The organism is Collinsella sp. CLA-ER-H5 (genome assembly GCF_040092375.1).
GTDB lineage: Bacteria > Actinomycetota > Coriobacteriia > Coriobacteriales > Coriobacteriaceae > Collinsella.
Genome location: NZ_JBBNLR010000019.1, coordinates 18,438 through 43,611, shown reverse-complemented (window position 1 = coordinate 43,611; position 25,174 = coordinate 18,438). Strand labels below are relative to the sequence as shown.

22 protein-coding genes are annotated in these 25,174 nt (G+C 57.2%); 17 read left to right on the top strand and 5 right to left on the bottom strand.

Translation table 11 applies throughout. The annotated features are described in order from the left end of the window. Window positions 1-184: 184 nt before the first annotated feature. A complete protein-coding gene (locus tag AAAX31_RS07730; protein WP_117848583.1) occupies window positions 185-1,369 on the top strand; it encodes a pyridoxal phosphate-dependent aminotransferase in 1,185 nt (394 codons plus the stop codon). Window positions 1,370-1,534: 165 nt separating this feature from the next. After that, on the top strand, window positions 1,535-2,356 hold the full coding sequence (locus AAAX31_RS07725; protein WP_117848582.1) for a phosphatase: 822 nt from the start codon (window positions 1,535-1,537) through the stop codon (window positions 2,354-2,356). 78 nt (window positions 2,357-2,434) lie between these two features. On the opposite strand, the gene rlmD is transcribed toward AAAX31_RS07725, so the two are convergent. Further along, window positions 2,435-3,883, bottom strand: coding sequence for a 23S rRNA (uracil(1939)-C(5))-methyltransferase RlmD (rlmD, locus tag AAAX31_RS07720; RefSeq protein WP_117848581.1), 1,449 nt, complete (start codon window positions 3,881-3,883; stop codon window positions 2,435-2,437). Window positions 3,884-4,221: 338 nt separating this feature from the next. On the opposite strand from rlmD, the gene AAAX31_RS07715 reads away from it, so the two are divergent. From AAAX31_RS07715 to AAAX31_RS07660, 12 genes are all read left to right on the top strand, one after another. Then, a complete protein-coding gene (locus tag AAAX31_RS07715; protein ID WP_349076768.1) occupies window positions 4,222-5,070 on the top strand; it encodes a transporter substrate-binding domain-containing protein in 849 nt (282 codons plus the stop codon). Further along, on the top strand, window positions 5,070-5,723 hold the full coding sequence (locus AAAX31_RS07710) for an amino acid ABC transporter permease (protein WP_117848580.1): 654 nt from the start codon (window positions 5,070-5,072) through the stop codon (window positions 5,721-5,723). Before AAAX31_RS07715 ends, AAAX31_RS07710 begins: the two co-directional genes overlap by 1 nt. Continuing rightward, window positions 5,716-6,480 carry an amino acid ABC transporter ATP-binding protein gene (locus tag AAAX31_RS07705; protein WP_117848579.1) on the top strand — a complete coding sequence of 255 codons (765 nt, stop codon included), beginning with the start codon at window positions 5,716-5,718 and terminating at the stop codon, window positions 6,478-6,480. Before AAAX31_RS07710 ends, AAAX31_RS07705 begins: the two co-directional genes overlap by 8 nt. 310 nt (window positions 6,481-6,790) lie before the next feature. Further along, on the top strand, window positions 6,791-8,866 hold the full coding sequence (locus AAAX31_RS07700) for an elongation factor G (RefSeq protein ID WP_349076765.1): 2,076 nt from the start codon (window positions 6,791-6,793) through the stop codon (window positions 8,864-8,866). A gap of 269 nt (window positions 8,867-9,135) precedes the next feature. Next, window positions 9,136-9,792 carry an HAD family phosphatase gene (locus AAAX31_RS07695; RefSeq protein ID WP_349076762.1) on the top strand — a complete coding sequence of 219 codons (657 nt, stop codon included), beginning with the start codon at window positions 9,136-9,138 and terminating at the stop codon, window positions 9,790-9,792. 184 nt (window positions 9,793-9,976) lie between these two features. Continuing rightward, window positions 9,977-10,819, top strand: coding sequence for a class II aldolase (locus tag AAAX31_RS07690; protein WP_117848577.1), 843 nt, complete (start codon window positions 9,977-9,979; stop codon window positions 10,817-10,819). 15 nt (window positions 10,820-10,834) lie between these two features. Further along, complete coding sequence (locus tag AAAX31_RS07685; RefSeq protein WP_117848576.1) at window positions 10,835-12,325, top strand: FGGY family carbohydrate kinase; 1,491 nt, start codon at window positions 10,835-10,837, stop codon at window positions 12,323-12,325. A gap of 183 nt (window positions 12,326-12,508) precedes the next feature. Then, a complete protein-coding gene (locus AAAX31_RS07680; RefSeq protein WP_117640464.1) occupies window positions 12,509-13,054 on the top strand; it encodes a PTS glucitol/sorbitol transporter subunit IIC in 546 nt (181 codons plus the stop codon). Between the two features lie 29 nt (window positions 13,055-13,083). Continuing rightward, window positions 13,084-14,103: a PTS glucitol/sorbitol transporter subunit IIB gene (locus AAAX31_RS07675; RefSeq protein WP_117640463.1), complete on the top strand. Its 1,020-nt coding sequence runs from the start codon at window positions 13,084-13,086 to the stop codon at window positions 14,101-14,103. Between the two features lie 29 nt (window positions 14,104-14,132). Further along, window positions 14,133-14,516 (top strand): transcriptional regulator GutM, encoded by a 384-nt coding sequence (locus AAAX31_RS07670; protein WP_117640462.1) that lies wholly within the window; start codon window positions 14,133-14,135, stop codon window positions 14,514-14,516. Between the two features lie 19 nt (window positions 14,517-14,535). After that, window positions 14,536-14,889 (top strand): PTS glucitol/sorbitol transporter subunit IIA, encoded by a 354-nt coding sequence (locus tag AAAX31_RS07665; protein ID WP_117640461.1) that lies wholly within the window; start codon window positions 14,536-14,538, stop codon window positions 14,887-14,889. Between the two features lie 48 nt (window positions 14,890-14,937). Continuing rightward, on the top strand, window positions 14,938-15,612 hold the full coding sequence (locus AAAX31_RS07660; protein ID WP_349076758.1) for a triose-phosphate isomerase: 675 nt from the start codon (window positions 14,938-14,940) through the stop codon (window positions 15,610-15,612). Between the two features lie 86 nt (window positions 15,613-15,698). On the opposite strand, the gene AAAX31_RS07655 is transcribed toward AAAX31_RS07660, so the two are convergent. Next, a complete protein-coding gene (locus AAAX31_RS07655) occupies window positions 15,699-16,457 on the bottom strand; it encodes a GntR family transcriptional regulator (RefSeq protein WP_199409608.1) in 759 nt (252 codons plus the stop codon). Between the two features lie 276 nt (window positions 16,458-16,733). Further along, on the bottom strand, window positions 16,734-17,702 hold the full coding sequence (locus tag AAAX31_RS07650) for a DNA/RNA non-specific endonuclease (protein ID WP_117848575.1): 969 nt from the start codon (window positions 17,700-17,702) through the stop codon (window positions 16,734-16,736). A gap of 470 nt (window positions 17,703-18,172) precedes the next feature. Here AAAX31_RS07650 and AAAX31_RS07645 point away from each other — a divergent pair, with 470 nt between their 5' ends. After that, window positions 18,173-19,873: an ATP-binding protein gene (locus AAAX31_RS07645; protein WP_117848574.1), complete on the top strand. Its 1,701-nt coding sequence runs from the start codon at window positions 18,173-18,175 to the stop codon at window positions 19,871-19,873. Between the two features lie 119 nt (window positions 19,874-19,992). Here the strand turns inward: AAAX31_RS07645 and AAAX31_RS07640 are convergent, their stop codons facing one another. Then, a complete protein-coding gene (locus AAAX31_RS07640; RefSeq protein ID WP_271738287.1) occupies window positions 19,993-20,871 on the bottom strand; it encodes an ATP-dependent sacrificial sulfur transferase LarE in 879 nt (292 codons plus the stop codon). A 167-nt stretch (window positions 20,872-21,038) separates the two neighbouring features. Between AAAX31_RS07640 and AAAX31_RS07635 the strand changes: the two genes are divergently transcribed. Further along, window positions 21,039-21,689 (top strand): HAD family phosphatase, encoded by a 651-nt coding sequence (locus AAAX31_RS07635; protein WP_349076755.1) that lies wholly within the window; start codon window positions 21,039-21,041, stop codon window positions 21,687-21,689. Between the two features lie 113 nt (window positions 21,690-21,802). Here the strand turns inward: AAAX31_RS07635 and AAAX31_RS07630 are convergent, their stop codons facing one another. Then, complete coding sequence (locus AAAX31_RS07630; protein WP_349076753.1) at window positions 21,803-22,915, bottom strand: LacI family DNA-binding transcriptional regulator; 1,113 nt, start codon at window positions 22,913-22,915, stop codon at window positions 21,803-21,805. A 312-nt stretch (window positions 22,916-23,227) separates the two neighbouring features. On the opposite strand from AAAX31_RS07630, the gene glmS reads away from it, so the two are divergent. Beyond that, a complete protein-coding gene (gene glmS, locus AAAX31_RS07625) occupies window positions 23,228-25,075 on the top strand; it encodes a glutamine--fructose-6-phosphate transaminase (isomerizing) (protein ID WP_271738284.1) in 1,848 nt (615 codons plus the stop codon). Window positions 25,076-25,174 lie beyond the last annotated feature (99 nt).

Genomic DNA, 25,174 nt, shown 5'->3' with positions numbered 1-25,174 from the left:
GTGGCGAAAGCCTCTGCGGGGAAACCTGCGGGGGCTTTTTCTTTTGAGCGATATGGGGCCGTCTGTTGATTGGGGACAGACTTAAATGAGCGTTTTCACGCATTTAAGTCTGTCCCCAATCAACATTGCTGCGGCACTTTGCTCGGCTAAAGCGTACAATAGCGCCTATGTGAAAGGGGAACAGATGATCAACGAAACTATGTATGCTCGCGGTGCGGAAAGCTCCATCATCCGTGAGATTTTTAGCTATGGCCTTGAGCGCAAGGCGCAGATCGGTGCGGAAAACGTATTCGATTTTTCGCTGGGCAACCCGAGTGTTCCGGCGCCCGCTGCCGTGGCTGAGTCGATTAAGAAGGCCCTGGAGCTGCCGAGCGACCAGCTGCACGGCTACACGCCCGCACCGGGCCTGCCGCAATGTCGTGCCGCTGTGGCCGAATCGCTCAACCGCCGCTTTGGCACGAGCTATGAGGGCAAAGACGTCTTTATGACGGTGGGTGCCGCGGCTTCGCTCACCTGCACGCTCAACGCCGTTACGAACCCGGGCGACGAGGTTATTGTTATCGCCCCGTACTTTCCGGAGTATCGCGTTTGGATTGAGAAGGCCGGCTGTACGTGTGTTGAGGCGCTCGCCGATGAAGATACGTTCCAGCTGAGCGTGGACAACGTGCTCAAGGCGATCAGCGATAAGACGGCGGCCGTCATCATCGACTCTCCCAACAATCCGACCGGTGCCGTATATACATGCGACACGCTGACGCGACTGGCCAACGTTCTGCGCGAGGCCAACGCTCAGCGCGATCCCGAGAATCCGATTATGCTCATCTCGGATGAGCCGTACCGCGAAATCGTGTACGGTGCCGAGGTGCCTTGGGTGCCCTCGATTTACGAGCACACCATCGTGTGCTACTCGTATTCCAAGTCGCTGTCGCTGCCGGGTGAGCGCGTGGGGTGGATCTTGGTTCCCAACACCAATCCGCAGGCCGCCCGTCTGATGCCGGCTGTTGCGGGTGCTGCCCGTACGCTGGGTTTTGTATGCGCACCGGCACTCTTCCAGCGCGTAATTATCGACTGCATCGATGAGCCGAGTGACGTTGAGGCCTATGCACGCAACCGCACCGCGCTTACCGACGCACTAGCGGAGTATGGCTACACCTATGTTGAGCCGGATGGCGCGTTCTACCTATGGGTGAAAGCGTTGGAGCCCGATGCGAATGCGTTTTGCGAGCGCGCAAAGAAGTATGAGTTGCTTGCGGTTCCCTCGGACAGCTTTGGTATGCCGGGTTGGTTCCGCCTGGGCTATTGCGTGAGTTACGAAACGATTGTCAATTCGCTACCCGCTTGGAAACAGTTGGCGGACGAGTATCGTTAAAAGCAAAGCGATCTGCCTACAATGTTTTACGTGAAACGGGGTTTGGTGTTAAGCCGGACCCCGTTGTCATGGACGTTGTGTCTTTGGGATGGAGTGGTTTTACGACTATCGAAGGCTATGCGTACAATGAATATAAGCGACGGCCGTGCCAGATAAGGAGACCTGATGCCCTACCTGCTTTCTTGTGACATTCATACCCATACGATGTTCTCTGCGCATGCATATTCGACCATTGAGGAGAATGTGTACTGGGCGGCAGAGCGTGGTCTGCAGGTGCTCGGATCTGCCGACCATTTGAGCTCTATGGTTACGGCTTGCCCCAATGACCTGCGCAGTTACCAGTTCTTTATCAACCAGGATATCTGGCCGCGCATTTGGAGCGGCGTGCTGGTGCTGCGTGGTGCCGAGGCCGATATCGTTTCGCTGGACGGAAGCCTGTTTGGCGAGGACACTCCTGTCACGCTCGATATTGCCGGCGATTCGTACAGCCGTCAGCATTCGCTGTTCGATTTGGTTACGCGTAATTTGGATTATTTGGTTGCGAGCGTGCATAATTCGCAGATTGCTGAAGGCGCGACGCTGGCCCAGACGACCGAGATGTATATCAATGCCCTGGAGCACCCCAAGGTGTTCATGCTGGGTCACACGGGGCGTTCGGGCGTGCCGTTCGATATCGACGAGGTGCTGTTGGCAGCTAAGGCCAAGCACAAGATTATCGAGATCAACAACCATAGTCTTGAACACGGTGTCGACACTGAGCATTGGGCCGTATGCCGCAAGATCGCCGAGCGCTGCGCCGAGCTGGGCGTGGGCATTGGCGTGTCAACCGATGCCCACATTGGCATGGCCATTGGCAAGCTCGATCACGCGCGCAAGATGCTCGACGAGATTCACTTCCCGCTGGATTTGATCGTGACGCGCGACCGCGAGACGCTGCTGCGCGAGATGGCGGCAGCCGGCGTGTGCGATCTGCGCAATGGGATGTAGCGGAGTTTATAAACCAAGCGAAGGGGGCGGCCCAGACGGGTCGCCCCCTTTCTTGTCCCAAAAATCTACTGAGGTTGGTTAGCGGCGTTCGAGGACCGCTACGGTTTCGGTGTGGTCGGTGTGAGGGAACATGTCGACGGGCGTGATCTTGAGCAGGCGATAGCCTCCGTCGAGGAGCTGGTGCAGGTCGCGCTCTTGGGTCACGGGGTTGCAGCTGATATAGGTGATGCGGCGCGGCTTAAGTGCGCAGGCAGCTTCGAGGAACTCGGGCGTGGAGCCGGCGCGCGGCGGGTCGATGGAAAGAACGTCGACGCGTTCGTTGTTGTCGGCGGCATCCAGGATGTAGTCGGTGGCGTCGTCGGCCATAAACCAAGCGCTGCGGGTGAGGCCGTTGAGCTCGGCATTGCGACGTGCGTCGGCAATGCCCGCCGGGTTGCGCTCAACGCCGAGCAGCATAATGCCGATACCCTTGTTCTGGGCATCTTTAGCTGCGCAAAGACCGATGGTACCGCTGCCACAGTAGGCGTCCATGAGCACATCGCCCTGGTGCAAATCCATGCCGTCGATAGCGAGCTGATAGAGCAGCTCGGTCTGTTGCGGGTTGGTCTGATAAAACGCGGTGGGGGAGATATCGAATTCGCAACCGAGCAGCTGGTCGCGCATGCACTCGGCGCCATATACAATGCGGGTTTCCTCGCCGAGGATGGCGTTGCCGGGACGTCCGTTGATGTTTTGGGCGACGGTGACGATGTGCGGATTGAGCGCGGCGACAGCCTCAAAGAACTCCTGCGCATGCGGTAAGTCACGCTGGGCGGTCACGAGCGTAACCATGACCTGGTCGGTACGCCAACCGCAGCGGACGACGGCATAGCGGAGCAAGCCCAGATGCTTGTCCTCATTAAAGGCGGGAATATGCAGCCGCTCAGCTTCGCGTGCGATGCCGTTGAGAATCTGACGGGCGCCCGGTGCCTCGACGGGGCATTCGGGTACGGCAACGATCTTGTGCGTGCCGCGCTCAAAGAAACCGCAACGGACGGCGTCCTCCTTACCGGGAGCAAAGGGAGTGGCAGCCTTATGACGAAAGCCACGCGGCGCAGGATATTTGCCCGGGTCGCCCAGGGTGACTCCCATACCGCGAATGGGGTCGACGCTGATACCCTCGCGCTCGCAAAGAGCAGCAAAAAGCTCCTCCATGGCGGCCTGCTTGGCGGCGAGCTGCTTCTTATAAGGACGATTGAGCGCCGTACACCCACCGCAATCTTTCATGATGGAACAAGGAGACTTGGAATCAACGGTCTTGCGCGCAGACGGAGCCGGATTCTTATACGGGCGCTTGGAGCGAGTCTGAGAAGCCTTATCCTCGCTCCGACGAGAGCCGGGACGCTTGGCCTTAGCCCTGTTCTTGGTCGATTTGCTTTTTGCAGCTTTAGAAGACTTGGATTTCGAAGAAGATTTCTCCTCCTTCGACCCCTCAACCGCCTCCACCAAAGCACGACGAGCCCTACGCTCCGCACGAGATTCTGCCATCAATAACTCCACTTATTCATGAATTAAAGCTGCAAGTATTGTACCGTGCCAAGCCAGCAGACGATATGCAAGCGGTTTATTCGTGTCAGTGATAAGCCCAACGACGGTTGCCCGCCGCGTGAGGGGTGTGGGGGTTAAGTTTATCGCGAGTTCCGCACGAACAGGAGGCCACTTAATGTGGCCTCCGTCGTGAGCAGGACTGTAGAGCAGGAAACTTAACCCCCACACCCCTCACGCGGCGGGCAAACTCGCCTTGTGCTCTATCACGCTAAAGTGTATGATTCTGAACGTTACATGACTCACTTTACCTAACTAAAGTGCCACCAAGGGGGAACACCATGAATACCGATATGTCTCGTCGTCAGTTTGTTGGTCTAGCCGGCTCGCTCGCCATGGTGCTTGGCCTTGGTCTTGTCGGTTGCGGCGGTGGTGCCGATAAGGGTTCCGCTGCAGCCAAGGACGTGAAGGGCGCTGCGGAGTCCAAGAAGCTCGTGGTGGGCTTTGATAAGTCCTATCCTCCGTACGGCTTTGTGGGCGACGATGGCGAGTACACCGGCTTTGATCTCGATCTGGCCAAGGCTGTTGCCGATAAGCAGGGCTGGGAGGTCAAATACGAGGCCATCGACTGGGACGCCAAGGATACGCCGCTTAACTCGGGCGCCATCAACTGCATCTGGAACGGCTTTACCATGGAGGGCCGTGAGGACGACTACACGTTCTCCGAGCCGTACATGCTCAACGAGCAGGTGCTGGTGGTAAAGAAAGATGCGGGCATCAAGGGCTGGGACGATCTTGCCGGCAAGACTGTGATTACCCAGACTGATTCCGCTGCGCAGGACGTGCTTGAGGGTGACCAGAAGGATCTGGCGGCGACGTTTGCCACGCTCGACACGATCGGCGAGTACAACACGGCCTTTATGCAGCTCGAGAGCGGCGCGGTCGATGCCGTGGCTTGCGACCTTTCGATTGCCCAGTATCAGCTTGCCGCCAAGCCCGATGCCTATACGCAGCTTGATGAGCCGCTGTCCAGCGAGCACTACGCCGTCGGCTTTAAGAAGGGCGACACCAAGTCGGCCGACGCCGTGACCGAGTCGCTCAAGGCGCTCTACGAGGACGGCACGGTTAAGGACCTGTGCGACAAGTATTCAAGCTATGGTCTATCTTTCGATAATTGGGTGCTCAAGTAATGTCTATTCAGGTCATGATACAGATGCTTGGCCAGGGTTTCTTGGTCAGTTTGCAGTTGTTTGTGCTGACGCTGTTGGGGTCGATTCCGCTGGGAATCCCCGTGGCGTTTATGCGCATGAGCAAAATCGCGCCGCTTCGCTGGATCGCGCGCATCTATATCTCGGTCATGCGCGGCACGCCGCTCATGCTGCAGATGTTTGCCATCTACTTTGCCCCGTACTACGTGTTTGGCATTTCGCTCACGCCCGATTCCAAGTGGACGGCGTGCGTCGTGGCGTTCATCATCAACTACGCCGGCTATTTTGCCGAGATCTATCGATCGGGCCTGCAGTCCATTCCGCGCGGTCAATATGAGGCCGCCGAGGTGCTGGGCTACTCGCGCATGCAGACGTTTCTGTATATCGTGATGCCGCAGGTCACCAAGCGTATTCTGCCGGCGATGGGCAACGAGATCATCACACTGGTCAAGGACACGTCGCTGGCGTTTGCCATTGGCGTGGGTGAGATGTTCTCGACGGCCAAGGCGCTGGTCGCCTCGCAGGTGAGCATGGTGCCGTTTGCAATCGCGGCGCTGATCTACTGGGTCTTTAACTTCGTCGTCGAGATGCTGCTGGGCGCTGCCGAGAAAAAATTGGATTACTACCATGATTAATTCGGTAATGAATATATCGAACGCGCGTAAGGCGTTTGGCGGCAATGAGGTGCTCAAGGATATCTCGCTTGAGGTGAAGCGTGGCGAGGTCGTGGCGATTATCGGACCTTCGGGTGGCGGCAAGTCCACGCTGCTGCGGTGTGCCACGCTGCTCGAGACACTCGACGGAGGCTCGCTCTCGTTTGGAGACCTTGCCGTTGCGACGGATGCGGGGCTGGGTGCGGTATATGCGAAAGGCGACGTGCCCAAACAGGCGCGCTCGCGATTTGGCCTGGTGTTTCAGAACTACAATCTGTTTCCGCACTATACCGTGATGAAAAACATCACCGATGCGCCGATTCGCGTGCTCAAGCGTCCGCGCGAGCAGGCGGAAGCCCGCGCCCACGAGCTGATTACGCAAATGGGGCTGACGGGCAACGAGAACAAGGTGCCGTGTGAGCTTTCGGGCGGTCAGCAGCAGCGCGTGAGTATTGCCCGCGCCCTAGCGCTCGACCCGGAGATCCTGTTCTTTGACGAGCCGACCTCGGCGCTCGACCCCGAGCTGACGGCCGAGGTGCTGCGTGTCATTAAGGACCTCGCTGCGCAGAATATGACGATGGTGATCGTGACCCACGCAATGCAGTTTGCGCGCGATGTTGCCGACCGCGTGGTCTTTATGGATGGCGGTCGTATTGTCGAGGAGGGTCCTGCCGAGCAGGTTATCGACCATCCGCGCGAGCAGCGCACGCGTGAGTTCTTGAGCCGTATCGAGGGATAGGCTCAGGTATTTACTCAACTATTAATTGAGGCGAAGCCGCCGCAGGTCTTACGGTCTGTGGCGGCTTTTTGTTTGCATCGACGGGGTTCAATAATCGCCTCACAAGCTTGTCTCTTCCTCTCGCCGCCTGTATTCATACGTGCGCCGAAAGGTATGCATGGACAGCCGCCCGTGAGGGTAGGGTGGTGGCATAGGACATTTGGAGGGTGAGTCGGCTCGGCTGCCGACCATGCTGCTCCCGGGATGGCACCGACCGCGAACTCTCCCCGTTGGCGTCGCGCATTGCGCGCGGCCCTGCAAGGAGGTCATCATGGGTGCTCCCAAGACCGGTAACGTAAGGAACGTGGTGCTCGTAGGCCAAGGCGGGGTGGGCAAGACTTCACTCGCCGAAGCCATGCTCCACCTTTCCGGCAAGACCGCCCGCCTGGGCGGCCACGACGGCACCAAGCCTACGCTCGACTATGACCCTGAAGAGGTCAAGCGTTCATTCTCCATCTCGACGACCATTGCGCCAATCGACTGGAAGGGCGCGCGCATCAATGTGCTCGATGCCCCGTGCTACCCCGATTTTATCGGCGACGCCTTTGCCGCGATGAGCGTCTGCGAGACGGCTCTGTTTGTGGTCGACGCCGAGGCCGGCCCGCAGCCTACGACGGTTAAGCTCTGGTATGCCGCCGAGGACCTGCGCCTGGCGCGTGCGGTGTTCGTAAACCGCCTGTCGCGCTCCGAGGCCAGCTTTGCGACCACGATGGACCTGCTGCAGGAGCGCTTTGGCACGCGCCTGGGCGCCGTGACCCTTCCCTGGGGCGAGGGCGAGGACTTTGACGGCATCATCGACCTGGTGCGCATGAAGGCGCGCCATTGCAACGGCACCGAAGCCGTTGAGTCGGAGATTCCCGAGGAGTATCGTGCCCAGGCCGAGGAGGCCCATGACCATCTGTGCGAGTTGGTGGCCGAGGCCGACGATGAGCTGATGATGAAGTACCTGGAAGGCGAGGAGACACTGACGCAGGAGGAGCTTGAGGGCTTGCTGTCGAAGGCGATTGCCGAGCGCATCTTTGTGCCGGTCTTTGCGGGCGATTGCATTAAGGAGCAGGGCGTCAACTCGCTGATGGACGACATCGCGACGTACTTCCCGGCGCCGACCGACTACGGCGAGATGCCGCTTATCGACGGCGATTCGCTCAAGATTTCGAGCGACGATGACCGTCCGGTGGCGTTTGTGTTTAAGACCCTGGCCGATCCGCAGCAGGGTCGCATCAGCTTTATCAAGGTGCTGACGGGTACGCTTGAGCCGGGTCTTGAGCTGATCAACGCGCGTACCCGCAAGGGCGACCGTCTGGCTCACCTGTATGTGATGTGCGGCCGCGACATGACCGAGGTCGGTCACGCCTATGCCGGCGACATTATCGTGGCACCCAAGCTGGCGGCCGAGACGGGCGATACGCTCTCGATTACCGGCAAGGTCGAGGCTGCGGCGTTTAAGTTCCCCAACTCGCAGTACCGCATTGCCATCGAGGCCGAGAATCGCGGCGACGAAGAGAAGCTCTACACGTTTATCGAGAAGGCCTGCAAGGCCGATCCGACCATGAGCATCGACCGCGACGAGGAGACCGGCCAGACCATTATCTCCGCCGTTGGTGAGGCGCAGGTTTCGGTGCTGCTCAATCGTTTGGAGGATCGCACCAAGGTCGTAGCCAAGAGCGTGCCGATCCGCATTCCGTATCGCGAGACCATTCGCCGTACGGCAAGTGCCCAGGGCCGCCATAAGAAGCAGACCGGCGGCGCCGGTCAGTACGGCGACTGCTGGCTGCGCGTGGAGCCGCTCATTGGGCCCGACGGCACGAGTGATGGCTATGAGTTTGTGGACGAGGTCGTGGGCGGCCGCATTCCGCGCTCGCTGATCCCCGCCGTGGACAAGGGCGTCCAGGAGACCATGAAGGACGGCATCATTGCCGGCTATCCGCTCACGGGCATTCGCGTGGCTGTGTACGACGGCTCGTATCACAGCGTCGACTCCAACGAGATGGCGTTCCGCGTGGCGGCTCGCATCGGCCTGCGCAAGGCATGTGCCGATGCCGACCCGGTGGTGCTGGAGCCCATCGAGGAAATCACGGTGACTATTCCCGAGAGCTACGCCGGCGCCGTGATGGGCGACATCTCGGCCTCGCGCGGTCGCGTGACAGGCATGGAGACCGATGAGCGCGGAGACACCGTGGTTATCGCGCAGGCACCTCTCGCCGAGCTGACGGATTACTCGACGCGCCTGCGCTCTATCACGCGCGGCACGGGTGACTTTACCATGAAGCCCGCCGGCTACGAGCAGGTGCCCTATGACGTTCAGGCCAAGCTGGTCGAGCGCTATGAGGAGGGTCGCGCCAAGTAGCGTGTGATTTTGCCTGCAATGTAGGTGCTGACGAAAAGGCCGCCCTGGGTAACCGGGGCGGCCCTTTTTGATCCCCGGGGCCGCGCTAAGTAAATCGACGTAAGGCAACCACCACGATGGGGACAGCCTCCATCGTGGTGTTTTTTGGCAGACGAGGCGCCTGTCGGCTTTTATTGGGACGGACTCCTTTTCATGCTGCCGTGAAAGAAAAAAAGACCTCCTTTGATAGAATATACGTATATAGACGTCTACTTGAACAAGGAGGCAATATGTTCGAGGCGGTTATCTTCGATATGGACGGGCTCATGTTCGATACTGAGCCGATTTGGTCTTCCTGCTGGCCCAAAACCGCAATTGAGTTTGAGGTTGAATGCAAAGAGGGCCTTGCGGACGCCATGCGTGGCACCAATGGATCGGAAGCGGTGTCCATTATTCGCGAGTGGTATGGCGATGAGGTCGATTCTCAAGCGTTTGTTGACCGTTTTTACGAAATAGCGCATGAAGCGCTGGCTCAGGGCGCAGAGAAGAAACTCGGATTAGATCGGCTTCTCGACTATCTTCAGGCTGAGGGAATTCCGATGGCAGTTGCTTCATCATCGAGCAGAAAAATGATCGAGGCAAATTTGATAAGGGGAGGAATACTCCCTTATTTCGATTCGATCGTCTCTGGTGTTGAGGTCGAACACGCCAAGCCTTACCCAGACGTCTTTTTGAAAGCGGCGGATGAGCTAGGAGCTTCACCGCAGAAATCCCTCGTTTTAGAGGATTCCTATAACGGGGTGCGCGCGGGATTTGCAGGAGGATTTTGCACTGTCATGGTCCCCGATCTCTCTGAGCCAACAGATGAGATGGAAAGATTGGCCACGGCAATAGTTTCGAGCCTAAACGACGTTACCGATATGCTGGCAAATGGGGCGTTGGGGTAAGCATGCCAAATGAAAGGGGCTGTCGAGTGCTTCTCGGCAGCCCCTTTTTTCGATTCGAGGCATTTAGTGCTTTGCGCGTAAATCAAAAAGGTATATAGTCGTCTATAAACAGGTACATAGACGTCTATATAAGTATCTGGAACGAAAACTCAACTCGAATTGCCGTAACCCGGTTGGAGGAATCATGGCAGTTGTAACTTCGACTGAGCTGATCCAGATTGCACGCAAGAATGGATGGCTCCTTCCCGCATATAACACGACGAACATGGAGATGACCTTAGGTATCCTGGATGGATTGCAGAGGGCCGGCATGCCGGGCATCCTCCAGATCGCCCCTACCAACGTTAAGCTTTCCGATTACGGCATGATCGCCTCTATCGTTAAACGCGCGGCGGAGGACTATATCGTTCCCACGTGTCTGCATCTTGACCACGGCAAGACGCTCGAGGATGTTCGACAGGCGGTTCAGGCCGGCTTTACCTCCGTTATGATCGACGGTGCCGCGTTGCCCTTTGAGGAGAACATTCGCTTCTCGCGCCAGGCAGTTGACTACTGCCATTGCTACGGCGTGCCCGTTGAGGCTGAGCTCGGTGCCATCAAGGGCAAAGAAGACGATCATGTTTCCGAGGCGGATCTTAAGACCGACCCCGATCAGGTTTGCGAGTTTGTGGAGCGCACGGGCTGCGACCTGTTGGCCGTGTCTATCGGCAACGTTCACGGCCTTGAGGATACGCCGCGCATCGATTTGCCGCTGCTTGAGAAGCTTGCCGAGGTGTCTCCGTGTCCCCTCGTTCTTCATGGTGGCTCGGGCATTCCCTATGAGACCATCCACGCTATGCAGCCACACAAGATGTCCAAGATCAACATCGCAAGCGACCTGCGCAAGGCCTACATCACGACGGTTGGCAAGGCGTACGAGGCAAACAACAACGAGCATAATCTCGCCAAGGTACTGATTGATACACGTAAGGCAGTTGCGGACGTTGCTTACAAGACGACGCGCGCCATCAACGGCATCGCTGAGTAGCGCGGAATTACGAACATGGATGAGGCGATAATGGGTGCGCTCTACCTTGGTGTCGATGTGGGCACGTCATCGGTGAAGCTCACGTGCATTGATGAAGGCGGAAAAGTTGTCGCGACTGCGAGCGAGGCTTACGAGTGCTCTGAGCCTCATCCCGGTTGGCGGGAAATCAATCCCGAGACATGGTGGATCGCCATTTGCTCTGCATGCTCCCTGCTTGGAGAGAAAGTTGACCTGTCTCTAATAAAAGGCGTTGGCGCTACCGGGCAGATGCACACGACGGTCTTGATCGATGCCGATGGGGTGCCAACGTGTCCCGCCATAATGTGGAACGACCAGCGCACGATTGACGCCGTCTTTACCGAGAAGCAGTGGGCGCTGTCTGCGGGCTATCCTAGGGTCGCCAGCTTTCTTTCGACTGGGGTTCCGGCGATTAACCTTGCATGGATAGCTAAGAATAATCCTGAGGGCCTTTCAAAGAGCGAAGTGTTTCTTTCGGTTTCAGATTGGATTGCTCTCAAGTTTGGCGGGCGTGCTGGTACGGACTATTGCGGGGCTTCGACAACAGGGCTCTACGATAACGAGAGGCAAGCTTGGATCGGTGAGGTCTGCGAGCATTTCGGAATCCCCGAGTCGTTGCTTCCCGTTGTCGAGCCTTCTGATGCCGTAATTGGGACCGTGGTTGAGAGAGCTTCAAGCGAGACGGGAATTCCCGCAGGTGCCATGATCGTGAGGGGAACGGGCGACAATCCCGCGGCAGCGATCTGCACGGGATGCCTTTTGGAGGGCGTCCCCACCATCTCACTTGGAACAAGCGGCGTGCTGATGTATTCATCTGAGGGAGTTGACCTTCCGGCTGTTGGCAAGCCCGTGTTGTTCAAGTGGGGAAATACCCTTAAGACCCAAATTCAGCTGAGTATCAGATCGTGCGGCGGTGCCAAGGAATGGTGGTACGGGCAGATTCTAAGCAGTGAGTCCTACGATTTGGAGGACAAGGCCGTCGAGGACCCCTTCTACGACATGAGGGATCTCATGTTCTACCCCCATCTATCGGGAGAAAAAGTCCTGCACGGTTGCCCGTCGGTACGCGGTGCCTTTCTGGGGCTTGATCTTGACACGACTCGTTCCGAGCTCGAAAGGGCTCTGATGGAGGGCACGGCGTATGCCTTAAGGGAGCTCAAGGAGTCCGTGGACCATTCGGAAGAGTGGCGCAGCATCAGGCTCGTTGGAGGAGGGGCCAAGAACGATTTTTGGGCGCAAACGCTCTCCAACGTGTTGGGGGTCGATATGGTGCGGATGGAATCCTCCGGCGCCGGTCAGGGCACGGCGCTGCTGGCCCTCTCGGCTTCTTGCGGCCAAGACTTGACGGCGGTTGCCGCAGGGGTCTGCAGAAAACTCGATTCCATTGAAAAAAACGACAGGGCCCATGAGCTCTACGACGCGCGTTTTAGCAGGTATATGCGTATATTTGAGGCACTCCAAATTATCTATGAGCTAAATAGCGCGTAGCCGTTTGTCTTGTAAAATCTACCGTTCACCGAAAGGAATGCGAGAAGGTAACTCGAAGAGCGGTCCCTTTGTAAGATATAGACAACCGTAGACAACCATGAGCGTATATGGCTGATTGAAAAGGAGGAGGGGGCGCTCAGGTAGAACGATAGAAGTAGCGAACATTAACTAAGGAGAATGAAAATGGGAGCAGTAAACGATTTCCTTATCTTCCTTGCGGAGGGCTTTACCGGCCTGTTTAATGCGGCTGGTGATCAGTTTGCCTCGTTTATTACGGGCATGATCCCAATGCTGATCTGTCTGATCCTTACGATCAAGGCAGTCATCCAGCTGATCGGCGAGGAGCGTGTCTATGGGTTCATGAAGAAGTGCACCAAGTATGCAGTTCTCCGCTATACCCTCATCCCGTTCCTTTGCACTTTCTTCCTCTGCAATCCGATGGCATACACCTTTGGTGTGTTTGTCGAGGAGGACTACAAGCCCGCATTCTACGATGCGGTCGTGTCCATGATGCACCCCATCGTTGGCCTTTTCCCGCACGCTAACTCTTCCGAGCTCTTTGTTTGGCTTGGTATCTCGGCCGGCTACGAGGCACTGGGAAAGAACTCCTCCGAGCTTGCTATCCGCTTCCTCATTGTTGGTCTAATCGTCTGCCTGATCAAGGGCATTGTCACCGAGAAGCTGTACCTCATCATGAAGAAGCGCAACGAAGCTAAGCTTGCCGCCTAGTAGTTCAGCGCAAAAGGAGAGTCTAAATCATGAGTGAATTCAAAAGCGTAAAGGCGTCCCACGGCGGCAACGGTTGGGGCGGTCCCCTCATCATTACCCCCACGGCCGAGAAGCCTTATGTTCTGAGCGTGACCCTGGGTGGCATCAGCCCGGTCGCCCTTCGCATTGCGGAGCTTACCGGCGCCGAGGCGCACGACCAGTTTAAGGACCCGATCGAGACCGATCAGGCATGCGCCGTTGTCATCGACTGCGCCGGCGTGGCTCGCTGCGGCACCTATCCCAAGATGGGCCTTAAGACGCTGAACATCAAGCCCGGTTCTCCGTCTGGTCCTCTGGCCCAGTTCATCACCGAGGATCTCTTTGCATCTGACGTCAATCCCGATTGCATCGTCCTTGCCGATGCGGCCGATGTTCCCGCTGAGCCGGTAAAGGCCGAGAAGGCACACGAGGAGACGACGAAGGAAAACGTCCACGCCAAGATCGCTGAGGGACGTGCCGAGCTCGCATCCAAGGAGTCTAACGGCTTCATGGACGTTGTCTCCAAGATCGGCACCGGTGTCGGCCGCGTTATCAGCATCATCTACCAGGCTGCGCGCGATACCGTGAACGATGTTATCCGCAACATCATCCCCTTTATGGCGTTTGTCTCGGTGTTGATCGGCATTATTAACTACACGGGTTTCGCGAACGTTCTCGCCGGCGTTCTCACTCCGCTTGCGGGCTCGCTGCCCGGTATGCTGGCAATTGGCATGTTCTGCTCAATCCCGTTCCTTTCGCCTTTGATCTGCCCGGGCGCAATCATCGCTTCTGTGCTTTCTGTCCTTGTTGGCAACCAAATCGCCAACGGCACGATTCCCGCCAACTTTGCCCTTCCCGGCTTCTTTGCCGTCAACTGCCAGGTTGGTTCCGACTTTGCTCCCGTTGGCATGACTCTCATGGAGGCAAAGCCCGAGACGATCGAAATCGGTTACCCTGCATTCCTGTTTGGCAAGCTGATTACCACCCCGATTCAGATTATTCTTGCCTACGTACTGTCCTTTGGCCTGTAAACTGAAGCTTTAAGAGGGAAAGGCCCACTATGCTCAACGCGCTCATTACAATAGCCTTCTTTATTCTCGTATGGCTTGCAGGAACATTCACCCAGTATCGCTACTGGAAGAGGGTGCGCATTCTTATCCATGAGCGCGCTCGCGATCATGAGGGATACTTGGGCACGGGTATGTGCAAGGTGAGTTTTAGCCGAAAGGCGTTTGTGATGATTCTGACTGATCATGATGGCGTGATTAACGGTTGCTATGAGCTCAAAGGGCTTTCCCTCAAACCAGAGTTTTCGGAGATGAGCGAGATGCTGGGGCTGAATATCGAGACCGCCCTAGACCATCTGGCCAACGAAAGCTATCACGATGCTTTTGCCCAGGCTATTCGTGTTATCGACAGGTCAATGACTGCGCCTGCGGCGTAACAAAGATAGGAGAAATCAAATGTACAAGGTTAAGGTCACTGAGATCGGCTCGTTTGTTGAGGAACTTCTCAACGAGAAGATGGTGGTCCTGTTTGGCCCGACCGCTCCTGCAGAGTTGCGCGACATCTGCGTCGTTCACGATGGAACTCCCACGGAGGATAACGTGCTTGCTGAGGGCGGCACCATTTCCATCGGCGATCAGGTCTACACGATTAAGGAGTTTGGTGAAGCTGCGAACGAGAACATGGGAGGGCTCGGTCATCTAACCATTGCGTTCGATGACGAGCGAGAGCTGCTTCCTGGAACGGTTCTCGTGACACCAAGCGTGCTTCCCAAGCTGGAAACCGGCATCGAGATTAGCTTCAACGGCTAAATCGCTCGGTATGGCAGGCCATGTATTAGTCGGAAAGGACGTGTTCTCATGAAACGTTCCGATTTAAAACTGCCACTTTTCACGGTCAGTCCTAAGACCTATTTGCTTGCGGACGATTCAATTGCAGCGGCTCATCTTACGGATGAAATCGCAAAAGATCGAGATCATTCGATTTTTTGGACTGCTCCCGTTCCCGAGCTCTGCGCAGTTGCGAAGGATTTGAAATTTGCAATTCCCACAGCGCAGCATGCCGATCTTATCGGTGACGGAAAAGGAATGGGACTGACACCTCTTGAGTCGCTTAAGAGCGCGGGAGTTCAAGCTGTCTTTCTAAATCACACGGCACACCCCCTGACCGTTGATAAGTTGGCGGCAACGATCGATCGCGCTCGTGAGCTTGAGATTCTAACCATTGTTGCAGCCGATAGCGTGACTGAGTCCAAAGCGGTTGTGGCGATGGATCCGGACGTGATTCTTTGCGAGCCGAGCAGCCTTGTGGGAACCGGCCATACAAGCGGCGATGATTACATCGCAGAGACCATCGCTGCCGTACGGTCCATCAATCCCGACATCGTTATCATGGAGGGAGCGGGAATCAGGTGTGGAGGCGATGTTCGTCGCTTGATTGGACTTGGCGCGCAAGGCACCGGCATTTCGAGTGCCCTGGCGATTACGGATGACAGGGCAGCGTTGCTTACGGAGCTGTTTGACGCGCTGGACTAAAACCGTCTACAAAAAGGCGAACCCACGGGTTCGCCTTTTTGCGTTTTGGAATTATATTTGGCGTAATGCCGCCGCTCTCAAGAGCTTTAATGACGACGCTGAAAAACGGTGCCAAGCTGGAACCTGCTGGATTTAAGCCATACGCGCGCATATTCAATTGCAGAGTCATTGTCCAAGTAGACTGTTTGAAGCTGCTGAAGAAGCGGGGACTGCGTAGAGAGACCGAGCGCATCCGCGCGTTGGGTGTCCGCGAGCTTTGCCACAAAGGAGGTCTTTGAGTATTCGATCTGGTGGCCTGAGAGCCGCTCGATTATTGCAAAGAGACCTTCGTTAACAAAGTCGGCTGTTTCAATACCTGGGACAAGCGCCATATTGATGTTGTTTTCGATGAACATCACAGGTTCACCCTCAACGCTGCGCACTCGCTCGAGATGAAGGTAGTCAGAACCTTCGACAATACCGAGATGTCTGGAAATATCTTCGTCCGACTTACGAATTTCGCAATCGAGAATGTTTGTTTCGAAAGAAAGGCCTTGCTCGATTAGAGATTCGGAGAAAGAGATAAGACCCTCTGTAAGGGGGAAAGAGATGTCTTTTGACTTAACGTAAGTTCCCTTTCCCTGAATTTGCTCAAGCAGGCCCTCATCAACAAGCTTGGAAATGGCCTTTTTGATGCTGCCGCGGCTGACGCCGAGCGTACTCATGAGCTCGACTTCCGACGGGATTTTGGATGCTTGCTCCCAAGCTCCTGAGGCGATGTTCTCGCGCAGATAGTCGACCACCTGCATATAGATGGGGGTGGGACAATCCTTTTTAATATGTGAATTGTTGACGCGATTGGTCACAGTTTCTCCTGATTACTTTGAAGCAAAATTACCTTCATTTTACGTTGTTTTGCTTCGATTAACTTATCGAGATTGTGATTGCAAAGAATAAATCACGTATTTAATGTAGGGCTTCTGCTGCTTTGGCTGCCTGTCTGGCGTTTGCCTTCTACTCTTATCGACAATACGGGTATCTTGAAGAGATGGCCCCATGTCACTGAAATGCGCCGTAGGAGGCAAGAATTAGCCTCCCGTGCGCGTCGGTGACAAACGATGCGGGCGTGGCCCCGGTTGAACCTACTCTCCGGCGGCCTGGTTGCGGCCGGTGGCGTAGTCGATCTGCACATGCGGCTGCAGGTTGTAGCAGTATACGTGGAAGCACAGCGTCTTGCCGTGGTCCTCGACCGATTGCGCCTCAAGGCGCACGCCGCGGCAGACAAGTTCCTCTTCGTTATACATAGGCGTGACGCGGTAGAGCACGTGGTTGCCCGTTTCGCGGATGTAGTCGAGAATCTGCTCCTCAAACGGTAGCATGCCCGTCTCGTTGAGATAGCGCGTGCCGGTGAGGAGATCCTTGCGATTGGCGTTTTCGCCGCAGAGCGACCAGGCGATGAGGTGGCAGCGGTTGTAGAGGCTCTGGCCCGGAATAAAGTCGTAGCGCTGCTGATGCCATCCGGCGGGATGGATGCGCGAGATATCGCCGCGCTTGCCTTGACCGAGCGAGTCGGGGCCCACGCAGGCGAGCGCTTTGCGAGTGCGGCCCATACTGTCGAGCTTGGAGAATTTCTTAAAGCAGCCCTCTTCTGCAGCGCGTTCGTATTCATCGAGTGTGAATGACGGCATGCCGAGCGGGTGCGTGCTGTCGGCGCGAAGGGCGACGTAGGGATTGCCGGCGTAGTCTGGAATGCTGCTGAGATATACGCCGCGGGCGCGGTTGAGATCTGGGTTTTCCACTTCGTCGATGGGGGTGGCGGCACTGTCCGCGGAGGCAACGTTGCCGTTGGTGTTGGTCGCGGTGGATTCGGAGCCATCGCCGGAGTCCTCGGAGCTTGCTGTTCCCGATTCGAGCCGGGCAACCAGGTCTGCCTCGTCGTCGGTGCGGCTGGGACTCTCGTTTTGTTTTTCGGCCAGAGCCGTCGCCTGCTCATCGCTTTGCGGCGACAACAACTTGGGTGCTCCGTCGAGCGACCCTGTGAACAACGCAAACCCCAGCACCACGGCGGTGCCGATGGAAAGTACTTGCTTGTAGGCGGACTTGCGCGACATTGCGGCTCCTGGATGGACGGTTGGGAATCTACCAGTCTAGCAGGAGCCGGCAGGGGCCGTTCTGTCGAACAAATACTCAAGATTTGGGATAGACGTTACTGATTCATTTGCCTCATATGGAGCTGCGGCGGTTGTGTACATGGAATCAGTCGGCGTTTCTCCAGATAAAACCTGCCAAAATAAGCCTGTCCCTTTTTGGTAGGTTAATCGTGAGCTATTTCACCGCAACTTAGGGCACGGTTAGGATGTGTGCACTTTAAAAAGAAGAACCCATGATTAGAGAGGTCGCGCTCGTCTCTCTAAATGTCTCTATAAAGAGAAAGTCAGTTAAAGAGATAACATTGGGCAATCTAACAGTGAATTCGATACATCTCTCTAAATGTCTCTCTAAAATAAGGTGCTTATCTCTCTAAAGTTAGAGAGATATACTATACTTTAGAGAGATAAATCTATCGTTTTAGAGAGACGGAATGTCAATGCTGCTGGATGAACCCCTTGGCCTTATCGTTGAGCGCCTTCGCAGGCGAGGGACTGATGACGCATCGGTAGAAGTTAAAGCCTGCACGAATAAATTGAGCGCAGACGTATGGGAGACAGTGAGCGCTTTTGCGAACACTGCGGGTGGGCTCATTATTTTGGGCCTGAACGAAGCCGAAGGATTTGTTCCTTCGGCTAACTTTGCTATCGATAGGGTGCGCGATCAGTTTGTTTCGGGTATCGGAGACGGAGGCTCAGCGGCAGTGGTGACCCATGCGCCGCGGTACGAGCTTGATCGAGGCGAGGTCGACGGGCTCCAGGTGCTTCTGGTGCGCATCTTTGAACTTGAGCTTAAAGCGAAGCCTTGCTATATCGGCGCGCGCGGCGTGCAGAACGGTAGCTACAAGCGCGTGGATGATAAAGATATCAAGATGTCACCCGCTGAGCTATATGAGCTGCAGAGTGCGTTGCTTCCGAGCGATGCAGACGACACGGTGGTTTCGGAGGCAACGGTCGAGGATTTGGATCCAGATGTCGTGCGGTCTATTATCGCAAATCGCCGGCTGCAGACCCCGCGCGTTTTGCGCGGGGCCGATACGCTGGAAAAGCAGCTGGTCAGACTCAATATCACTACAAAGGATGGTGCCGTGAAGCTCGCGGGGCTTCTGTCGGCGGGAATTTACCCCCAGCAGTTCTATCCCAAACTGATGATCGATGTCGCCGTTCATTCCGATGTGGAAAAATCTGCACCCGGGCAACCCCGGTTTATTGACCGCCAGTTGTGCGATGGCCCGATTCCGGCTTGCATCGAAGATGCCCTTGCCGCGATTGGACGAAACTTGCGCAAAGCGGCGATAGTGCAAGGCGCTGGCAGAAGGGATGATTGGGAAGTTCCCCAGGAGGTTTTGCGCGAGGCCTTGGCAAATGCCTGCATCCATCGAGAATATTCGCCCATGTTTGTGGGGCAGGCCGTGAGTGTCGATATCTATCCAGACAGAATAGAGATCAAAAACCCTGGCGGGCTTTGGGGCGGAAAGACGGTGGACAATCTTGCAGACGGGGAATCGCGCTGCCGAAACTCAAAGCTCATGAGCCTAATGGGGGCGACGCCGTTAGAGCATGCCGAGGGGGCCGTTGCGGAAAGCCAGGGATCTGGTATCCCGGCTATGATTCGCGAGATGGAGTCTCGTTCGCTTGGCAGGCCGAAATTTATCGTTAAGGCCGATTCGTTTACGGTGCTGCTTTCCCGGCACGGGGCGGAGCTTGCTGAAAACCGCACGTGGATTCAGAGCCATGTGGGCACCGAGCTGACGGATCGCGAGGAAACACTGCTCATGTTTATGCGGGAGCATGGGTGCGTATGCGATGTTCAAAAAATACGAGAGGCCCTGAAGTGGGATTCGGATGACATTCGCCTGATCTGCGGGGACCTTGTGGATAAACATGTCCTGTCAAAATGCGGCAAAGACACGTATGAAATTATCGATATGAACAGAGAATCGTCAGCTTCGACGGCGGATAGGATCCTGGAGGCTCTCAGCGCCGAAGTGGATATGACGGCGCGAGAAATAGCGGTTGCATCGGGGGTCAGAATTTCGTCTGTCCGTTACCATCTGCCAAAAATGGCAGATAAAGGACTCATTGAGGTAATGGGTTCATCGACGAGCCACAATCGCCGATATCGGAAGAAGTAGATGCAGCCGGACCGCCCCTCTAGTGTCTCTCGAAGTTAGATGGGCGCTAGAGGGGCGACTGCCTCGCGATATTTCCCCAGATAAAACCTGCCAAAATAAACCTGTCCCTTTTTGGCAGGTTACTGATTCATGTTGCCGTGGATGTAGGGGGTGACCTCGGGGGAGATATGGTCGCAGCCCAGCTCGCGCAGCGCGGACTCGATAACGGCGGGCAGCGGGGTCTTGCCCTTGTCGTCGACGGCGGCACCGCCGAGGGTGGCAATCTTGGCGACATCTGCGGGTGCGGCCTCGATATGCATGCAGCCGCCGACCAAGCGCGCGCGTACCTGTGCCAGATCAAGATCGTGCAGGTAATCCTCGCAGGCGCGGATTAAATCGACCTTCTCGCGCGTAAGCTCCTCGCCCGTGGGGACGCGGGTGGCAAGACATGCTCCCGCCGGCAGGTTCCAAACGGGATAGCCCCATGCGCGCAGCAGCTCGCGCTCTTCGTCCTTGGTAAAGCCGACCTCCATAAGGGGTGAGCGTACGCCGAGCTCTTCTGCCGCACGCATGCCGGGGCGGTAGTCACCGCGATCGCTTGCATTGCTGCCATCGATGACGGTGGGAAAGCCGAGCGACTTGGCGTGGTTGACGATGGCGGTAAAGCCGGCGTGCTTGCAGTGGTAGCAGCGATTAGCATCGTTGCAGGCTACTTGGGGGAGTTGCAGCTGATCCACCGAAAGATTGAGCACGGGGAGCTTAAAATGCGGCCCCTCATTGGCCTGCCCATCAACGGACTGCTCAAACGAAGCCTGCTCGGGCGTACCGATGAGCGGCGTAGTGAGATGGACGAGGAGGGTATCGGTAGGCATGATGCGGGCGCATACGGCGGCCAAAAAGCTGCTGTCGACGCCACCGGAAAACCCGATAGCCACGCGCCCGTATGCCAAAAGCAGCTGTTCGAGCGCCGATAGCTTGTCTTGAAGCTCCTCTGCGGGTGCCGTGGTGTCTAAAATCATGAAACGATCCTTATCGTTGAGTACTCGGTCGAAAACTATAATCCTAATGCGTTACTTGCCATAAGTCTTCTATCTATGTAACGAAAGTGCAATATGCTATATACGTTATATACAAGTTTGTAAAGTGCGGTAGAGTGACAGTAACACAATCCGGTGAGGGGGCCGATATGATCAAGGCTGTTATTTTTGACATGGACGGAACGCTGGTCGACACCGAGCGTTTGGGGATTAAGGCCTGGAAGGCAGGCGCCGCTGAGCTGTGGCTCGCGATTGATGATGCGCTGATCCATCAGTTTATCGGCCGCACGCTGCCCGATGTTATGGACATCCTCGATAAGCATTATGGCAGCCACGAAACCACCGAGGCGATCTATCGTCGCCACAAGGAGATTCGCGACGAGATGGTCAAGACCGAACTGGAACTTAAGGCCGGCGCCGCCGAGTGCCTAGACGAGCTGCTAGCTGCGGGCTATCACGTGGGCCTAGCGACGTCGTCGCGCCTCGTTACGGCCGAGCGCAACCTTAAGATGGTCGGTCTTTTTGACAAGTTTGAAACGGTAACGTGTGGCGAGGACGTCGTGCACGGCAAGCCCGACCCCGAGATGTATCTGCTCGCCTGCGAGCGCGCGGGCTTTGCTCCCGAGGAATGTGCCGTGGTCGAGGATTCGCGCAACGGCTGCGTCTCGGGCATCACGGCCGGATGCCATGTCTTCGCCGTCCCCGATATCGTGCCGCTGCCGCAGGACGTGGTGGATGGCTGCGAGGCCGTGCTCGATACGCTGTTCGATCTGGCGGCGGCGGTCAAGGCCGTGCGCTAGACAATTGCGGTGTTGAAACGAGCAATTGCCCACGTTTGCGCTCAAGCAAAAGGGGTCCGGCAATGGTCGGGCCCCTTTTGCTTGAGCGGCGACTTAGCATACTTGCGGGCGTGCTATAGATACGCACCGAGGTTGATGGCCGTGGCGTCGGTCTGGCTGCTTGCCTGGGTGCTGGCGCGTTCCAGCAGGAACGGCCGCACGAGTTCTTGGCGGTTGATGTCCTCGATGGCCGTGACCGCGGTGACGGTGCGCGCGGCAGAGCCGATGTGGACGTGCTTGGTCTTTGCCGGGGCCTTGTTCTCAATTTGCTCCATGAGCAATTGAACGCCCTTGCGGCCAATCTCGTAGCCCGGGGGCGCTACCGTAGTGAGCGGGACCGATCCGCTCCAAGCGAGTGGGTTGCCATCGCAACCTGCTACGCGTACTTGCCCGGGGACGGCGATGCCTTTGTCGACCAGCGCCGAGATGACGCCCGAGGCCAGCACGTCGGTCAGACCGACGACAAAATCGGGACGTTCGTCCGCGGGGCGCTCGGCGATTTGGGCACCGATGCCGTAGCCGTCGGCAGCGGTATTCCATTCGCCGGCGTCGATGACTTCGATCTTGATATCGGGGTGTAGAGCGAGCGCTTTATGAATGCCAAGGACGCGCAGGGTGAGTTGCATAAATGCTGCTCGGCCGACGACGACAATATGGTGCGCGCCGCGGGCGATGGCAAGTTCGGCAATGATGCGACCCTGGGCCTCGTTGTCAGCCGCTACGTAGTAGCCGGGCTCGGAGCAATGGATGTCCAGATGGACGATCGGCACGGGCATCTTGGTCATGGCGGGGTGCCAGTCGGGGGATGCCATGGGCTGAACCATGACGCCGGACATCTGGGTGCCCATAAAGTAGCGCAGGTAATGGTCCTCGAGAATATCGTCGTTATCGGCGTTGGCGATGAGCAGGTCGTAGCCGTGCTTGCGGGCCTCGTTGTGGGCGCCGCTGGCGATTTGGAGTGAAAAGCCGTGGTCGAGACGGGGGAGCACCAGGCCAAAGGACTTGGTGGCGCCGCCCGCGAGCTGACGAGCGCTTTGGTTGGGCAGGTAGCCAAGGCGATTGATGGTCTCGTTGATGAGCTTGAGGGTCTCGGGGCGCAGCTTTTCGGGGTGGTTGAGCGCGTTGGAAACCGTGCCCAGCGAAACCCCGGCCTCGCGCGCGACGTCGCTGATTTTTACCTTTGCCATAGCGGCCCCTTTGATGCGTTTCAAGTACAAGCCAGATTGTAGCATCCCAAACCTTCCAAAAAGGGACAGGTTTATTTTGGCAGGTTTTATCTGGGGAAACGCTGTTGCCAACGCGGCCACCACGAAGGTGCCTGTCCCCATTGTGGTGGTTCGGACCGGCTGAACGTGTGTGCATCGAGTGGTATCTAAGTTGAGATACCACTTCTGGTATATCAGCTTGCGTTTGCGTGAGTACAATACTCGAACGTTATACGTCTCAGCGCCCCTTGTGCGTGGACGTCTTGCAGTCACGCGAACGAAGGGATTTATCTTATGTGCGGAATCGTCGGCTACACCGGCTCTGATATTGCAAAGAATATCCTGGTCACGGGCCTCAAGCGTATGGAGTATCGCGGCTATGACTCCTCGGGCGTCGCGCTCGAGGTGGGCGAGGGCGCCGCGGCGCACCTCGACGTCATCCGCCGCGTGGGCAAGGTCGCGGGCCTGGAGAGCGAGCTTTCCAACATCGATAGCGACGCTACCTGCGGTATCGGTCACACCCGTTGGGCCACCCACGGCAAGCCCTCCGTCGTTAACGCTCACCCCCACACCAGCTGCGACGGTCGTATCGCCATCGTCCACAACGGCATCATCGAGAACTTCGCCGAGCTGCGCGAAGAGCTGGAGGGTCGCGGCCACCACTTTAAGAGCGAGACCGATACCGAGGTCTTCGCGCATCTGATCGAAGAGGCTTATGCCGAGACGCACGACCTGATGGCCTCCGTGCGCGAGGCTTGCACCCACGTGGTCGGTGCCTATGGTCTGGCCGCCGTGTGCGCTGACGAGCCCGGCGTGATCGCCGTGGCCCGCAAGGATTCCCCGATCGTGGTCGGCGCGGGCGAGACCGGCGCCTATGTCGCCTCCGACGTCATCGCGCTCATCGACGCAACCCGCGACGTCGTGGTGCTCGAGGACGGTCAGTTTGCCAAGCTCACGCCCGCAGGCGTCGAGTACACCGACGAGGCTGGCAACGTTATCGAGCCCAAGGTCACCCACATCGACTGGGACCTGGACATGGCAGAAAAGGGCGGTTATCCCGACTTTATGCTCAAGGAAATCCACGAGCAGCCGCGCGTCGTGCGCGACACGCTGGTCGGTCGTATGACGCCGGCCGGCGAGCTCGACATCGACGAGCTGGGCCTTTCGCTCGAGGAGCTCAACGACATCGACCGCGTCTACGTGATCGCTTGCGGCACCAGCTATCACGCTGGCCTCATTGCCAAGAATCTCATTGAGGGCTGGGCTCGCATCCCCACCGAGGTGGAGGCGGCCAGCGAGTTCCGTTATCGCAACCCCATCATTACGCCGACGACGCTTGTCGTTGCCGTGTCCCAGTCGGGCGAGACGGCCGATACCCTTGCCGCCATTCGCGATGCGCGCATCAAGGGTGCCAAGGTCTTCGGCATCACCAACGTGGTGGGCAGCCCCGTGGCGCGTGAGAGCGACGGCGTCATCTACACCAAGGCCAACAAGGAGATCGCGGTCGCCTCGACCAAGAGCTTCATCGGCCAGGTCGTGAGCCTTACGCTTTTGGCTCTGCTGCTGGCGCAGGTCAAGTACCGCTTGACCACCAAGCAGGCGCGCATGCTGTTCCGCGAGCTTTCCGATACGGCCGAGCAGATCCAGTGGATTTTGGATACCCAAACCGAGGCCGTGCATGAGGCCGCCCTGCTGTGCAAGGACGCGCAGTCGGCGCTGTTCGTGGGCCGTGGCATGGGTGCCGCTATTTCCTACGAGGGCGCGCTCAAGCTCAAAGAGGTCAGCTACCTGCACGCCGAGGCCTACGCCGCCGGTGAGATGAAGCACGGCCCCATCGCGCTGATTGACCCGGGCTTCCCTGTCATCGCTGTGGCCACCAAGAGCGCAACGTACGATAAGACGGTGTCGAACCTTATGGAGTGCAAGGCGCGCGGCGCCAAGGTTATCGTCGTTGCAACCAAGGGCGACGAGGAAATCAACAAGATCGCTGACTGCATCATTCGCGTGCCGGCCGTCCGCGACGTGTTCAGCCCCATCACGGCGAGCGTTCCGCTGCAGCTACTCGCCCGCGAGGTTGCCATCCTGCGCGGCTGCGACGTCGACCAGCCCCGTAACCTGGCGAAAAGCGTTACTGTCGAGTAATCGAGTTCCGTCATCCTAACAACTAAGGCCCGGCTCCGTTGCAGCGGAGCCGGGCCTTGTTGCATTTGCCCAGATAAAATCTGCAAAATGAACCTGTCC